This is a genomic window from Mycobacterium hackensackense, assembly GCF_025822555.1.
GTDB lineage: Bacteria > Actinomycetota > Actinomycetes > Mycobacteriales > Mycobacteriaceae > Mycobacterium > Mycobacterium fluoranthenivorans.
The window spans coordinates 588,467-602,983 of the sequence record NZ_JACKUC010000029.1; the positions used below are offsets into that span (position 1 = coordinate 588,467).

The 14,517-nt window shown below is 66.2% G+C and carries 14 protein-coding genes; 5 read left to right on the top strand and 9 right to left on the bottom strand.

The annotated features are described in order from the left end of the window. Position 1: 1 nt before the first annotated feature. The 7 genes from H7J86_RS05950 to H7J86_RS05980 all read right to left on the bottom strand — a co-directional run bounded on the left by H7J86_RS05950 (position 2) and on the right by H7J86_RS05980 (position 7,393). Positions 2-1,072, bottom strand: coding sequence for an acyl-CoA dehydrogenase family protein (locus H7J86_RS05950; RefSeq protein ID WP_267289864.1), 1,071 nt, complete (start codon positions 1,070-1,072; stop codon positions 2-4). Then, positions 1,072-1,923, bottom strand: coding sequence for an amidohydrolase family protein (locus H7J86_RS05955; RefSeq protein ID WP_267289866.1), 852 nt, complete (start codon positions 1,921-1,923; stop codon positions 1,072-1,074). Before H7J86_RS05955 ends, H7J86_RS05950 begins: the two co-directional genes overlap by 1 nt. After that, positions 1,920-3,542 (bottom strand): acyl-CoA synthetase, encoded by a 1,623-nt coding sequence (locus tag H7J86_RS05960; protein WP_267289868.1) that lies wholly within the window; start codon positions 3,540-3,542, stop codon positions 1,920-1,922. Before H7J86_RS05960 ends, H7J86_RS05955 begins: the two co-directional genes overlap by 4 nt. An 8-nt stretch (positions 3,543-3,550) precedes the next feature. Next, complete coding sequence (locus H7J86_RS05965; RefSeq protein ID WP_267289870.1) at positions 3,551-4,801, bottom strand: amidohydrolase family protein; 1,251 nt, start codon at positions 4,799-4,801, stop codon at positions 3,551-3,553. A gap of 15 nt (positions 4,802-4,816) precedes the next feature. Continuing rightward, complete coding sequence (locus H7J86_RS05970) at positions 4,817-5,629, bottom strand: enoyl-CoA hydratase (RefSeq protein WP_267289872.1); 813 nt, start codon at positions 5,627-5,629, stop codon at positions 4,817-4,819. Between the two features lie 153 nt (positions 5,630-5,782). After that, positions 5,783-6,580 (bottom strand): SDR family NAD(P)-dependent oxidoreductase, encoded by a 798-nt coding sequence (locus H7J86_RS05975; RefSeq protein ID WP_267289874.1) that lies wholly within the window; start codon positions 6,578-6,580, stop codon positions 5,783-5,785. 45 nt (positions 6,581-6,625) lie between these two features. Further along, complete coding sequence (locus H7J86_RS05980) at positions 6,626-7,393, bottom strand: crotonase/enoyl-CoA hydratase family protein (protein ID WP_276064979.1); 768 nt, start codon at positions 7,391-7,393, stop codon at positions 6,626-6,628. Positions 7,394-7,564: 171 nt separating this feature from the next. Between H7J86_RS05980 and H7J86_RS05985 the strand changes: the two genes are divergently transcribed. After that, positions 7,565-8,302 (top strand): TetR/AcrR family transcriptional regulator, encoded by a 738-nt coding sequence (locus H7J86_RS05985; protein ID WP_267289876.1) that lies wholly within the window; start codon positions 7,565-7,567, stop codon positions 8,300-8,302. 34 nt (positions 8,303-8,336) lie between these two features. Here H7J86_RS05985 and H7J86_RS05990 read toward each other — a convergent pair whose 3' ends face one another. Further along, complete coding sequence (locus tag H7J86_RS05990; RefSeq protein WP_090364833.1) at positions 8,337-9,512, bottom strand: thiolase family protein; 1,176 nt, start codon at positions 9,510-9,512, stop codon at positions 8,337-8,339. 74 nt (positions 9,513-9,586) lie between these two features. Then, positions 9,587-10,462: an enoyl-CoA hydratase/isomerase family protein gene (locus H7J86_RS05995; protein WP_267289878.1), complete on the bottom strand. Its 876-nt coding sequence runs from the start codon at positions 10,460-10,462 to the stop codon at positions 9,587-9,589. A 214-nt stretch (positions 10,463-10,676) separates the two neighbouring features. Here H7J86_RS05995 and H7J86_RS06000 point away from each other — a divergent pair, with 214 nt between their 5' ends. The 4 genes from H7J86_RS06000 to H7J86_RS06015 are packed head-to-tail and all read left to right on the top strand — an operon-like array spanning position 10,677 to position 14,486. Then, a complete protein-coding gene (locus H7J86_RS06000; RefSeq protein ID WP_090364831.1) occupies positions 10,677-11,459 on the top strand; it encodes an enoyl-CoA hydratase/isomerase family protein in 783 nt (260 codons plus the stop codon). Positions 11,460-11,472: 13 nt separating this feature from the next. After that, complete coding sequence (locus tag H7J86_RS06005; protein ID WP_090364829.1) at positions 11,473-12,276, top strand: enoyl-CoA hydratase/isomerase family protein; 804 nt, start codon at positions 11,473-11,475, stop codon at positions 12,274-12,276. 6 nt (positions 12,277-12,282) lie between these two features. Next, on the top strand, positions 12,283-13,056 hold the full coding sequence (locus H7J86_RS06010) for an enoyl-CoA hydratase/isomerase family protein (protein WP_187098830.1): 774 nt from the start codon (positions 12,283-12,285) through the stop codon (positions 13,054-13,056). Then, positions 13,056-14,486, top strand: coding sequence for a class I adenylate-forming enzyme family protein (locus tag H7J86_RS06015; protein ID WP_267289880.1), 1,431 nt, complete (start codon positions 13,056-13,058; stop codon positions 14,484-14,486). Before H7J86_RS06010 ends, H7J86_RS06015 begins: the two co-directional genes overlap by 1 nt. Positions 14,487-14,517 lie beyond the last annotated feature (31 nt).

Below are 14,517 nucleotides of genomic sequence, written 5' to 3' on the forward strand. Positions count from 1 at the left end.
CCTAACCCTCTTTCTTCTGGGCCGACCGGCTCTCGCGGGCCGTGACGATCTGGGCGATGTGTATCGCCGTGGCGCCGGGGTCACCACCGGCCAGTGCCCAGCCGCGGGCGCGGACCAGGTAGGCGGTGGCCGCGGCCTCGGCCGACACCCCGAGCCCACCTTGCACGTGCACGGCCATGGTGGCCGCCTTGGCGGCCTCCTCGGCCATGAACACAAATGCGGACGGTGCCAGTTCGGGCCGTTCGGCCGGCTCGTTGTCCAGGAACCACGCGGCCCGCCGGGTTAGACCGCGACCGCTCTGCACGGTGATCGCGATATTGGCCAGCGGGTGCGAGATCCCCTGCAGCGTCCCGATCGGCACGCCCAGGGTGTAGCGGGACTTGGCGAACTCCGCGGCGATGGTCATGGTCTCCTCGACCAGGCCAACCAATGCCGACGCGGTCAGCAGATTCCATTCATCCAGTGCGCGTTGATATTCGACGACGGCGGTGTCACCGCTGGCAAGTACCATCCGGTTGTCCGCACCGGCCGGGTCCACCCACGCCATCGGTAACTTGCCGATGTTGTCCACCTTGGCCGGCAGACTCGAGAACTCGAGGAGCACGATCGCTGCATCCTCTTCGCCGTCACGGATGATCACCCGGTCAGCGAGGGATCCGGCCGGGATCAGCCGGGTGCCCGACGGCGGGACCTGCTGCGGGCCGAACGCGACAAGCTGCGTTCCCTGCACGATCTCCTGCGAGTCCAGCGCTCCCAACCGCGCCAGGAGCCGGGACGCGACCACATGATCGATCCACGGGACCGGCGCCAGCGCCCGTCCGATCTCCTCGGCCACCAGGGTGAGATCGACAAGGGTGGCACCATCGCCCCCAACGGACTCGGGCAGCGCCATCGTGGTGGCACCCATGGCGCACAACCGTTCCCACAGACTCTTGTCGAAGCCACTGGGCTCGGCCGCCCGCACCGTCTCGATATCGCAGTGCGACTTGAAGAACTGCCGGTAGGCGGTCTGCAGATCGACATGGTCCGCGGTCAGGCTGTAATCCAGTCTGCGCAGTTCGAAGCGATCCATCACTTCTCCTTCTCTGGCCGTTCGCCGAAGAAGAACTCCGCGGCATTGTTGAACAGGTAGTCGTCCAGCACGTCGGCGGGAAGATCGAGGGCCAGCGCCTCCGGCACCACCCGCTCCATCCGCAGCACCGGAAAGTCGGAGGCGAAGATGACCTTGCCCTTGCCACGCGTGCGCATGTAGTGCAACAGGCTCTCCGGCAGGCGTTTCGGCGACCACGCCGACGTCATCAACCGAAGGTTCTGATACTTGATCAACATCCTGATCGCGATATCCCACCACGGGTCGGCGCCGTGAATCATGCACAGCTTGAGTTCGGGGAACCGTACGCAGACCCGGTCCAGGTGAATCGGGTTCTGCACCTCGCCGGGGATCGGCGGTCCCGGGATACCGGTGTTGACGCACAAGGGCAGTTCCAGTTCGGCGCACTTGGTGTAGAGCGGGTAGTACACCGCGTCGCTCGGCGGGTACTGTCCGTCGCCCCAGAAACTCGGTCCGACAACGGTATACGCGACGGGTAGATCGTTGGCGATGGCCGCGAGTTCGCGCAGCGATGGGATGGGCCGTAGCAGGTTCACCCCGCCCATCGCCAGCGCGAAGCGGTCGGGATGGGCATCGACGAACTTGCGCGCCGTCACCGACGGCTTGGCCAGCGAGTCCATCAGGATGGCGCGCCGCACACCGTGAGTGTCCATCTCGTCGAGCAGTTCGGCCAGATCGATGGGGTCGTACATCGATTTCGGGCCCTTGAAATAGTCGTCGCGCACCTTCGTCATGAAGGCGGGCTGGTTCTCCGTCTCACCGAAATGCACGTTGGCCAGACAATCGATGACTGGACGGGCACTACTTGTCATGCCTTGACTCCTCCGACCGCGAGTTCTTTGGCCCACCGATAGTCGGCCTTGCCGTTGCCGAGCCTGCGTATCTGATCGACGAACAACACGTCCTTCGGGATCTTGAAGCGCGCCAACAGTGTCGTGCAATGTTCGCGAAGCTCCTCGGTGCCCACCTCGGTCCGCGGCCGTATCGAGACGATCCCGACGATCTCTTGACCCCAGCGTTCGCTGGGCCGACCCACCACCAGAGCATCGGCAACGCCGGGGTGCGCACGCAGCACCTCTTCGACCTGCTCGACGAAAACCTTCTCACCACCGGTGTTCACGACCAGCGAATCCCGGCCGTACAACCGCAGCGACCCGTCGGACTCCAGGGCCGCACGATCACCCGAGACCACCACCCGCTGCCCGGCAACCTCGGGGAAGGTGCGGGCGGTGCCGGCCGCATCGTCGAAGTAGCCCAGCGGTATTCGCCCGTTACGGGCCACCCAGCCGATCTCGGGCTCTCCCGGCGTCAGGAACCGGGAGTAATCCTCGGCGAGCACCAAACCGCCGGCCCGCAGCTGGAAGGTATCGGCGGTGGGGGTCTCACGCCGGGTGTGCCCGAACCCCATGTTTCCGGTCTCCGATGAACCGAAACCGTTGATGATGGTGATCTGCGGAATGTGTTCCAACAGCGCCCGTTGGTGTGTGGGATTGGTCGCGGCACCGCCGGTGCCGATCGCGAACATCGACGACAGGTCGTAGGACCGCCGTGTCAATTCCTCCACCAATGGTGCGGCATAGGCGTCGCCGACCATGGTCATCAGGCCGATCTTCTCGCGCTCTGCCGTGACAAGCACCGTCCGCGGATCGAACTTCGGCTTGGTGTCGTGCAGTACGACGGTTTGGCCGGATAGCAGGCCGGAGAACGCCGTCCACATTCCCGCGGCATGCATCAGCGGGGACACCGCGAACCAGGGCGGCCCGGCATGGGTGACCTTGGTGTGGATCTCCTCGACCGCGTCGTGATCGGCCCCGTTCATCGACGACACGTAGATGTCACCCTGACGCCACAGCACCCCTTTGGGACGGCCCGTGGTGCCGCCGGTACAGATCATCAGCAGGTCGTCCGGTGACACCGGACCCACGCAATCGGTATCACCTTGGGTCAGTGCGTCATCCAGTGAGATCGAACCCGCCAGCTCGGGGCCTTCCCCATCGTCGACCGAGATCAACAGATCGCCGCTCAGTGCCGCATCGCGCAACACAGAAGCAAACCTCGCACCCAGCGAGCGGTGATAGATGACCGCCCGCGGCGCCAGGTACGTCAGCAGGTCGGCGACCTCACCGGGCGAGTAGTAGTAGTTGACGTTGACCGGCACCGTGCGCGCCTTCAGGGCGCCGATGACCATCTCCGGGTACAGGTCGTTGTGCATCAACAGCGCAACCCTGTCCTGGCCGCACTCCCACCGGTTCAGCTCGCCGCGTTCGGTGTGCGCACCGAGTCCGTTGGCGGCCAAGAAGTTCGCCAGCCTGCGGGTTCGGTCCGCACCGTCGGCAAAGGTGGTGCGCCGTGATCCGCACACCGTCATCTCACGGTCCGGAACCGCGTCGGCGATGGCGTCGATGACGGCGCCGATGGTCCACTCGGGCACGGCGGTGGCTAGGCCGGCACCGTCAGATGTGCCACACCGGGCGCGATTCGGTGCACATCACCGAGGAGTTCGAGTGCGTTGTCGCGCATCACCTTTCGGGTGTCCTCCAGGCTGAACTCGGGGAACTGCGGGATATCGGCGGTGAAGGTGGTCGGGTCGGCGAGCCCCTCGCCGTGCGGCCAGTCCGAACCGAACAGGATCTTGTCCACGCCGATGGTGGCCGCGAGCAGTTTGACGTCATCCTCGTAGTAGGGCGCGATCCAGACATTGTTGCGCAGTTGCTCGACCGGATCCTCTTTGAAGTGATAGGGCGCGTTGTTGGCCGCCTTCTTCAGACGTTTGATCAGCCGGTAGACGAAATACGAACCGTTCTCGATGCTGGCGACCTTGAGTTCGGGGTGCCGGGTGAAGACCTGGTGCACGATCATCGACGCCATCGTGTCGTGGATCGCGCGGTCGTCCATGATCACCATGTCCAGCGGATCGCGCTTGCCGAATCCCTTGAACACGCCGCTACCGCCCCATAACGCCGGGACCGCCATGTACCCGGAGTCGGACAGATGGAAGACCACGGCGACGCCCGCCTCGGCCAGCCGCGCCCAGACCGGATCATGGGACGGGTCACCCAACGAACGCGGCTTGGCCACCCCCGGCACCGGAGCCGGTCGCACACAAACGATCTTGGCGCCGCGGCCGATCACGAACTCGACCTCCTCGACCGCCTTGACGGGGTCAGCCAGCGAGATGATCGGTGCCGACACGAAGCGGCCGTCGGGTCGCTCGAATCCCCAGTCCTCATCCAGCCACAGGTTGAACGCGTGCACCGAGGCCATGGTGGCCTCGATATCGTGCTTGAGACCTTCCTCGACACCGCAGGCGAAGGTCGGCAGCATGAACACCGTCTCCAACCGCTGCCGGTCCAGCACCGTCAGCCGGGCGTCCCGGTTCTGATATTCGGGATGGTCGGACAGCCGGTCCACCTTCATCAGCGAGGCCGGATCGACACCCTCGGGGATCTCGCCGCGGAACAGCAGATCCAGGCAGCCCGGTTCGATGATCGGGTCGAAGGTCGGGTTCGGGATGAAGTGGTTGACCGTGCCGCCGAACACCGCGAGCGTACGTTTGCCGTCCTGCACCATCTGGACGCCGCGGCTGCGGAATTCCTTGGGCAGGTGCCGGGTGAACGCGTCGATCGGCTCGTAGTAGTGGTTGTCGACATCGACGGCCAAGTAGGGCAAGCGCTCGGGTGTATCGGTCATGGTCATTCCTTCCAATCAAGCAAGCGGCGGGAAATTCGGGGGGCGTTTTTCGAAGAATGCGGTGATGCCTTCGACAAGATCCGGCCGGACCATCGATTCGTGCATCAGGGCTTCGGCGCGGGAGCTGACGTTCACCACCTCATCGGTGGCGTCGCCGTAGAGCTGTCCCTTGATCACGGCCATGGACGCCGGCGAGCAGTTGCGGGCCAGGTCCTCGGCATATTCCAGCGCGCGTTTGAGCAGATCCTCGGGCGCCACAACCTCTTTCACCAAACCGAGCTGCTGAGCCTCCTCCGAGTAGAAGGTGCGCCCGGACAGCAGCAGATCCGCCGCCGCACCCCAGCCGGCCAGTCGCGGCAGGATCCAGGTGATGCCGTACTCGCCGATCAGCCCACGGCGCGGAAAGGCCGTCGCGAACTTCGCGCCGGCCGCGGCGAACCTGACATCGCACATGAGTGCGTGGGTCAGTCCGATCCCGACGCAGGCACCGTTGATCGCCGCGATGACGGGTTTGCCCAAGGTGGTCAGGAAGTGTGGATGACGTTCCCCGACGATCTTGCTGACGTCGGTGTCACCGCTGATCGATGCACCCAGATCCTGCATCGCACCCATGTACGCGCCGGCACAGAACCCCCGGCCGGTGCCGGTCAGCACGATGACCCGGACCGCCGGATCGCCCTCGGCGCGGTCGAACCTGGCGTACACCCCGGCGGAGATATCGGCTCCCCAGGAGTTCAGCCGCTCGGGCCGGTTCAGGGTGATGACCGCGACGCCGGTATCGGTGACCTCATACAGGACCGCATCACAGGGCGACGTGTCACTGACCATAGATACTGTATACCTATCGGTAACGCATTCTGCAAGCCACTGTATGCCCCGCTACCAGCGGAAAACTCCCGCCACGCGGGGGCTTCGCCACGGCCGGAAGTTCGGCTTGGAGCGGGCGCGAATACGGGTGGTCACCGCGGTGGGCATGCCCGGTCAGACGAAATCGCTGCCACCGTCGACGTTGATGTTCGCCCCGGTCATATACGAGTTGCGCTTGGACGCAAGAAACGCTGCCACCGGACCGATTTCGTCGGGCAGGCCCGCGCGCGGCAGGTGCGCCGGGTGGCCGAAGTGCTCGTCGATGGCCGACATCAGCCGGTAGGGGTTGGTGCCGTCGATCCCCACCGAATCGGCCCAGCCGAGCAGCGCCTCCGACGAGATACTGCCCGGGGACAGCACATTGACCATGATCTCGTCCTTGGCCAGCAGCAACGACAGGTTTTTCGACACGCTGTTGACCGCGGCCTTGGCGGCGGTATAGGCCGGCAGCCGGGTGCTCTGCCGCTGGGTGGAGTGCGCGGAGAAGTTGACGATGCGGGCCCACTCGGCACGGCGCAGCAATGGCAGGGCGGCCCGCACGCAACGCACCATGCCCATCACACCGGCATCGAACGCGGCCTGCCACTGGCCGTCGGTGAGCGCCTCGAAATCGCCTGCCGCAGCAGGGCCCACGGTATTGATCAGGGCATTGAGCGTGCCGTCCCAGCGTCGGCCGATCTCGTCGAACGCCCGGTGCACATCGGTGTCGTCGCCGATATCGGCGACGACACCGACCGCATCGGGACTGCCCAATCGAGTCAGCTCGTGCGCGGCGGTATCGAGGACGTCCCGGGATCGCCCGACGATCGCGACCTTCGCGCCGTCCTGCGCCAGGCACCTGGCGGTGGCCAGCCCCATACCGCGACCGCCGCCGACGACGACAGCGCCGGCCCCGTCAAACCCGAGATCCACGGTGAATCGATCGCCTGGTCGCTTCGCTCCTGCCCGCCGGCGGCGCTAGCTACCGGTCCAGTTCGGGGCGCGCTTCTGCGCGAACGCGGTGGCGCCCTCGATGGCGTCCTTGGACCCGAACACCGGGGCCATGATCTCGTTCTGCTTCTGCCACATCTCGGACCGGCTCCACTCGCCCGACTTGACGATGATCTCCTTGGTGGCCGCCACCGCCAGCGGGCCGTTGGCGGTGATCTTCTCCGCCAACTCCAGCGCCCCGGCCAGGGCCTCGCCGGGCTCGGTGAGCTTGTTGACGAAGCCCCACGCGGCCGCCTCCTCGGCGGTGAAATTCTCGCCGGTGAGCGCCAATTCGAGCGCCTTCTGATAGGGGATGCGGTGTGGTAGACGAAGCAGTCCGCCGCCGCCGGCCACCAGACCGCGCTTGACTTCGGGGATACCGAACTTGGCGGTGCGCGAGGCCACGATCAGATCGGTGGCCAGCACCATCTCGGTGCCGCCGGCAAGCGCGTAGCCCTCCACCGCGGCGATCACCGGCTTGCGCGGCGGGCGCTCGGTGAAACCGATTCCGCGACCCTCGACGTAGGGCAGCTCGCCGGACGCGAACGCCTTGAGATCCATACCTGCACTGAAGTTTCCGCCCGCTCCGGTGAGGATCGCCACCGACAGCTCCGGGCTGTCGTCGAGCTCGTCCATCGCCGCCGCCAAGCCCTGGGCCACCGCCAGGTTGAACGCGTTGCGCGCCTCGGGCCGGTTGATGGTGATCACCAGGGTGCGCCCCTGCCGCTCGGTGAGGATCTCGTCCGCCACGCTCATCCCTCGCTTATCGCCTTGATTCGGTCACCGTGAATGCCGGTTCAGCCGACACCCGGAAAAACTTACTATAGCCATTTCGGTAACCGGGCCGGAAGTGTGCGAACCCCGCGTCACGGTATGCCTACCGGTAAGCTTGACGGTCTCCCACCGCATGTGGTGGCGGGAAAACAGATGGAGGTGTCTGCGGTGGCAAAGCAACCGGTGGCCGAGAAGCGGCAACGACGGGAGCGCGGGTCCATCAATCCGGACGACATCATCAAGGGCGCCTTCGAACTCGCCGAGCAGGTCGGCATCGACAACCTCAGCATGCCGCTACTGGGCAAGCACCTCGGCGTCGGCGTCACGAGCATCTACTGGTACTTCCGCAAGAAGGACGACCTGCTCAACGCCATGACCGACCGGGCACTGAGCGAGTATGTCTTCGCGACCCCGTACGTGGAGGCCAAGGATTGGCGCGAGACGCTGCGCAACCATGCCCGCACCATGCGGAAGACGTTCGTGGGCAACCCGATTCTGTGCGACCTCATCCTGATTCGGGCCGCGCTGAGCCCACGCGCGGCCAAGCTCGGCGTGCTGGAGATGGAGAAGGCGATCTCCGGCCTGGTCGAGGCCGGCCTTAGCCCCGAAGAAGCCTTCGACACCTACTCCGCGGTGACCCTGCACGTCCGCGGATCGGTGGTACTGCAGCGGCTGGCCGAGAAGAATCAGGCCGACGCGGAGGACGGGCCGGGAGCCTACGACCAGACGTTGATCATCGATCCCGAGGTGGCACCGCTGCTGGCGCAGGTCACCGGTGAGGGACACACGTTCGGTGCCGCCGACGAAGGCAACTTCGAGTACGGGCTCACATGCATCCTGGACCACGCCGCAGCCAAACTCAGCCCGCCGAAGGCGAAACGTCGAGCGTGAACTCCCGCACGAGTTCACGTTCGACGTCCGGTGTCTAGACCTCGATGACGAGCCCGCCGCCCTGACCGCCACCGGCGCACATCGCGGCCACGCCGATGCCGCCGCCGCGGCGCTGCAGTTCGTAGATCAAGGTGGTGACCATCCGCGCGCCGGACGCCGAGATCGGGTGGCCGAGGCTGCAGCCGCTGCCCGAGAAGTTGACCAACTCCTCGTCGATACCGTACTCACGGACCGCGGCGATGGGCACCGAGGCGAACGCTTCGTTGATCTCCCACAGCGTGACATCGGAGGGCTTGAGGCCGGCGCGCTTGAGCACGTGCCCGATCACCTTGACCCCGCCGAGGCCGGTGTCCTTGGCGGCAACGCCGACCGAACCCCAGGCCCGGACCTTGGCCAGCACGTTGAGGTGCTCCGCTGCGGCGTAGTCGTCGGCGACGAGCGCGACAGCGGCGGCAGCGTCATTGGTGCCACTGCTGTTGCCCGCGGTGATGGAGAATCCTTCGATCTCCGGATGCAGGACCTTGAGCTCGGCGAGCTTCTCCGCGGTGGTACCGCGACGCGGATGCTCATCGACGCTGAACTCGATGACCGAACCGTCCGCCTGGGTCACCTTCAGCGGCACGATCTCGTCGAGGAACTTGCCCGCGTCGATCGCCGCGATCGCGCGCTGATGCGACCGCGCGGCCCAGGCGTCCATCTCCTCACGGGTGATACCGGCAGCCTGCGCGGTGTTCCAGCCGACCGTGATGGACATATCGCGCATCGGCGAATCCGGCGTCTCGACGTGGGTCGGGGTCATCCACGGCTCGATGAAGGTCAGCTCCGGCCCGGGCACCCGCCACTTCATCAGCGGCGAGGAGGACAGCGACTGCACACCACCGGCCAGCAGCACCCGTTCCATCCCGGAACCGATCTGCGCGGCGGCGTTGCCGATCGCGGTGAGGCTGCCCGCGCAGTGCCGGTTGACGGCCTGACCGGGAACCGACTCCCAGCCCAGCGCGTCGGCAGCGTAACGGGCGATATCGCCGCCACCGTAGTTGGATTCGGCGAAGATCAGGTCGTCGATCGCCTCCGGCGCGATACCGGCACGACGCACCACCTCGGGCAGCACCGTGGTGATCAGGTCTTCCGGGGTGGTGTTGACCAGCGTCCCTTTGAATGACCGGCCGATGGCGGTGCGGGCAGCACCGACGACAACGGGTTGGGGCATATCTCTCCGCCTTTACGATATCCAGTGTTTATGTAAACGTAGCACCTAGCTTAGGCGCCCCGCTGTGAGGTTGGCTACTGCGGCTCCGGAACGTGGAAATGCTCGTCACGCAGCCGGAACGCCTCCTTGGTGCCGTGCTGGGCCCGGGTCTTGACGAAGTTGAACTCCCCCGGCGAGAACTGCAGATTGGTGCCGTACGCGTGGAAGATGTAGCTGGCGACCTCCTCCCCCTGGTATGCCTGGCTCTGCTCGACCAGCCGAAACGCCTCCTTGGCGATCACCACGCCGTCGGCGGGCATCTTGGCCGCCTTCTGCGCCCAGTACCGCGCCCGGGCCGGAACCTGGGCGGCATCACAGGTGTCGGTGAAGATGCCGAGATGTTCGATCGAACCTGCCTCGATGATGTCGCCGGTGAGCAGCATCCGCCGCGCGAGCACCGGACCGAGCCGGTGGAAGAACATGTGCAGGCTGCCCAGCGCCGGCCCGAGGAAACGGGTGGCGGGCATGCCGATCTTGGCTTCGCGGGCGATGACCGAGATATCGGTCATCAGCGCCATCTCGAAACCGCCACCGAGGGCGTAGCCGCCGATCTCCCCGACGGTGACCTTCGGGAAGCCCAGGAAGTTGTGATAGAAGTCGAATGACTTGCGGTCCACGGTAAGTCGACGCCGCTGGCTCGGACGGGACTTCTTGGCAGCTTCGTCGGCACCCTCCTTCTGTCCGTACCAGCCGTAGGCGTTGTTCATATCCGCCCCCGTGCTGAACACGCCCTCCGCGCCGCGCAACAACACCACCGTGATGTCGTCATCCTCGGCGACGATGTCGAGGTAACGAGCGATCTCGTCGCGCATCGCGGCGTCATAGGAGTTGCGCTGGGCGGGATTGTTGAAGGTGATGGTGGCGATGCGGTGGTCCGCGTCCACCTCGTAGAGCACCCGGTCGTCAGTCATGCGAAATCAGCCTCGCTTCAATCGTTTTGTCGGTTCCGGCGGCGAGCGTTGACCGCCGCGTGGAGATGATCGGCCGCGACCCTCGGCTGACATATGCGCGGCACCCGCACTCTCCTGTTCCCCCTGGGGGTTTTCCTTGCTAACTTGTACCGAATAGTAACTGCATGACATACCGTATGGTCAACTGTATGCACGTTGAAAGGCCGGGTCACAGGTGATCACCACCTCTGTCGACAACGCGGTCCTGCGGATCACACTCGATCGACCGGATCGACGTAATTCTCTGAGCCACAACATGATCGACGATCTGGTCAGACTTCTGGGTACGGCCGCGCACGACGACTCGTTGCGCGCGGTCGCGCTGACCGGATCCGGGGAGGACTTCTGCGCCGGCGCCGACTGGGTCGCCACCAACGCCGAGAACAAGCGGCCACGCACCGGTGATCTGGTGCGCCGGATCCCGCACACCGCACACCGCCTGGTCGAGCTGATCGCCACGATCCAGCTGCCGGTGGTGTGCACGGTGCGCGGCTGGGCCGTCGGACTCGGGTGCAATCTGGCGCTGGCCGCCGACTTCACCGTCGCCGACACCGCGGCCACCTTCTGGGAGCCCTTCCTCCAGCGCGGGTTCAGCCCCGACTCCGGGGCGACCTGGCTGCTGCCGCGGCTGGCCGGCGTCGCCCGGGCCAAGCGCATGCTGCTGCTCGGCGAGAAGGTCACCGGCGCCGACGCGGCCGACTGGGGGCTGATCCACGCCGCCGTCCCCGCCGATGAGCTGACCGACGCCGCCGATGAGCTCGTGACCCGCCTCGCCGCCGGCCCCACCGTCGCGATCGGGCTGGCCAAGCAGGCCCTGGCCTACGGACAGTCCGCCACCTTGGCCCAGTCGATGAACCAGGAACTGTCCAATCTTGAGCTGTCCTGCCGTACCGCGGATTTCAAGGAGGGCCTGGCTGCGTTCCGGGAGCGCCGCGACCCCGACTACAAGGGCTTCTGAAAGGGAACGACACGTGTCCTACGAGACGATCATCTATGAGGTGGACGGCCACAAGGCCACCATCACCCTCAACCGGCCGGATGCCCTCAATGCGCTGTCCCCGCACATGATCACCGAATTACGCTCCGCCTACCACGAGGCCGAGAACGACGACGACATCTGGGTCACGATCGTCACCGCCGCTGGGCGGGCATTCTGCACCGGCGCCGACGTCAAGGAGATCCCCGGCGACGGCAAGGTGGTCAATGAGCGGCCCTACCTGTCCACCTACGAACAGTGGGAGGCGCCGCAGGAAGGCACCCCGCCCTTTCGCACGATGACCAAACCCGTCATCGTCGCGGTCAACGGAATCTGTTGCGGCGCAGGACTGGATTGGGTCACCACCGGTGATATCGTGATCGCCTCGGACCAGGCGACCTTCTTCGATCCACACGTCAGTATCGGGCTGGTCGCCGCGCGCGAGATGGTACGGCTGGCCCGCGCACTCCCCCGGTCGGTGGCGTTACGGATGGCACTGATGGGCAAGCACGAACGGATGTCGGCGCGGCGTGCGTACGACCTCGGGCTCATCACCGAGATCGTCGAACACGCTCACCTGCTGGAACGCGCGCACGAGATCGCCGACACGCTGAATCTCAATGCGCCACTGGCGGTCCGCGGCACCCGGCTGGCCATCCACAAGACCCTCGATCTACCGTTGCACGAAGGTGAGATCCTCGCCGAGACGTTCCGGGAGCGTGTCACTCGCACCGAGGACGCCTTGGAGGGACCGCGGGCGTTCGTGGAGAAACGCAAGCCCAACTGGCAGGCGCGGTAACCGACGATGGACACCATCCTGCTCGATCTCGACCACGGCTCGCGGGTGGCCACCGTCACCTTGAATCGACCCGACGCCATGAACTCGTTCAACCGCGCGATGTGTCACGAGATGCGCGACGCGTGGCACGCCATCAAAGACGATGAGAGCATCAACGCCGTCGTGCTGCGCGCCGCCGGTGACCGCGCGTTCAGCGCCGGGCTCGACATCAAATCCTCGTACGGACAACCCGAGATCGTGTGGAATCATGAGGATCCGGGTGAGCTGCTGAGCCCGAAGTGGCAGAAGATGTGGAAACCGGTGGTGTGTGCCGTTCAGGGCATCTGCACCGCCGGCGCCCTGTACTTCGTCAACGAATCCGATGTGGTGATCTGCTCGCAGGACGCCACCTTCTTCGACTCACACGTGAGTGCCGGACTGGTGTCGGCGCTGGAACCGATCGGCCTGATGCGCCGCGTCGGGCTGGGCGACACCTTGCGGATGGCGTTGATGGGCAACGACGAACGAGTCGGCGCCGATACCGCGCTGCGGATCGGCCTGGTCACCGAGGTGGTGTCCCGCGCCGAACTGTGGGCCCGCGCCCACGAGATCGCGGCCACCATCGCCGCCAAACCACCGACCGCGACCCAGGGCACCGTCAAGGCCATCTGGGAATCGCTGGACAAGCCCTATCGCGCCGCCATGGATCAGGGTCTGATCTACACGCGACTGGGCAACCCGATCGCCAAGGCCGAGTTGGCCGACCGGCCGATCTCCACAGCCACACCGCGGATCCGTTGATGTCCCATCCCCTTTCGCTGCGCATCGGCCAGGTGCTCGACCTCGACCCGGCAGCGAGGGCCATCCAGTACGACGGCCGGTGGGCCAGCTGGGGCCAGGTCGGCCGCGCGGCGCGGCGTATCGGCGCGCTGACCGGTGCGCGTCGGGTCGGGGTGATGCTGCGCAACACCCCGGCGCACGTGGCAGCGCTGCTCGGCGTGCTGGAGGCCGGCGGCACCGTCGTGGTCATCAACCCGTCCCGCGGTGATGAGCGCACCCGCGCCGATATCACCGCCCTGGCCCTGCCGGTCATCGTCGGGCTCGAAGACGATCTCGCCAGCCTGGTCACCCCGACGGCCGGCACCATGCTGGTCACGCTCGCCGGCCTCGACGCCGAACCGGCCGCCGCCGGTGAGCCGGCCGACGACGCCGGCCGCCCCGGTGTCGCGGTGTGGATGCTGACCAGCGGCACCACCGGCCCGCCGAAACGCGTCGACCTCACCTACTCCATGCTGGCCCGCAGCGTCATGGGCCGCGACCCCGAGAGCTCGCCGGCACCGACGCGACTACGTCGCGGCGTGGCGATCGTCAACTCTCCGCTGGTCCACGTCGGCGGGGTGTTCCGGATACTGCTGTGTATCGCCGAGGCCAGACCGTTCGTGCTGCTGCCGAAGTTCGACCTCACCCAGTGGGCCGATGCGGTCCGTGAACACCAGCCACGCGCGGTGTCCCTGGTGCCGGCGGCCCTGCGGATGGTGCTGCATTCCGATCTCACCCGCGACGATCTGGCCGGTGTCCGTGCGGTCACGTCCGGGACCGCGCCCCTGTCGGCCGATGACGCCGACGCGTTCACCGCGAAGTTCGGCATCCCGGTGCTGACGTCCTATGCGGCCACCGAGTTCGGTGGCGGGGTGGCCGGCTGGACCCTGGCCGACCACGAACGATATTGGGCTGCCAAACGCGGCAGTGTGGGCCGGGCCAACCCGGGGGCCCGGCTGCGGGTCGTCGATGACGACGGCCGACCGTTGGGCCCCGACCAGCAAGGTCTGCTCGAAGTCATCCCTGCCCAGCTGGACACCGCCGAGTGGATGCGCACCACCGACCTGGCGCGTATCGACGCCGACGGCTTCGTCTGGATCCTCGGCCGAGCCGACCAAGCCATCATCCGCGGCGGATTCAAGGTGATGCCCGACGATGTCCGCACCGCTCTGGAAGCCCATCCCGCGGTGCGCGGCGCCGCGGTGATCGGGCGTCTCGACGAACGCCTCGGCGAAACACCCGTGGCGATGGTCGAATTGCACGGGCAGGCCACCGCGGACGAGCTTTCCGAGTTCCTGACCGCCAGGCTGGCCCGCTACGAGATCCCCACCGATATCGCCATCGTCGACGTGATCCCGCGTACCCCCTCCGGCAAGGCCGATCTCGGCGCCGTACGTGCACATTTCGCCTGACTCGCTGGCCGATCTGGTCCGCCAAGATTCG

Excerpts from the sequence above, each read along its gene's own strand:
- H7J86_RS05950 (WP_267289864.1), bottom strand. The coding sequence starts at position 1,072 with ATGGATCGCTTCGAACTGCGCAGACTGGATTACAGCCTGACCGCGGAC.
- H7J86_RS05955 (WP_267289866.1), bottom strand. The coding sequence starts at position 1,923 with ATGACAAGTAGTGCCCGTCCAGTCATCGATTGTCTGGCCAACGTGCAT.
- H7J86_RS05965 (WP_267289870.1), bottom strand. The coding sequence starts at position 4,801 with ATGACCGATACACCCGAGCGCTTGCCCTACTTGGCCGTCGATGTCGAC.
- H7J86_RS05970 (WP_267289872.1), bottom strand. The coding sequence starts at position 5,629 with ATGGTCAGTGACACGTCGCCCTGTGATGCGGTCCTGTATGAGGTCACC.
- H7J86_RS05980 (WP_276064979.1), bottom strand. The coding sequence starts at position 7,393 with ATGAGCGTGGCGGACGAGATCCTCACCGAGCGGCAGGGGCGCACCCTG.
- H7J86_RS05985 (WP_267289876.1), top strand. The coding sequence starts at position 7,565 with ATGGAGGTGTCTGCGGTGGCAAAGCAACCGGTGGCCGAGAAGCGGCAA.
- H7J86_RS05990 (WP_090364833.1), bottom strand. The coding sequence starts at position 9,512 with ATGCCCCAACCCGTTGTCGTCGGTGCTGCCCGCACCGCCATCGGCCGG.
- H7J86_RS05995 (WP_267289878.1), bottom strand. The coding sequence starts at position 10,462 with ATGACTGACGACCGGGTGCTCTACGAGGTGGACGCGGACCACCGCATC.
- H7J86_RS06010 (WP_187098830.1), top strand. The coding sequence starts at position 12,283 with ATGGACACCATCCTGCTCGATCTCGACCACGGCTCGCGGGTGGCCACC.
- H7J86_RS06015 (WP_267289880.1), top strand. The coding sequence starts at position 13,056 with ATGTCCCATCCCCTTTCGCTGCGCATCGGCCAGGTGCTCGACCTCGAC.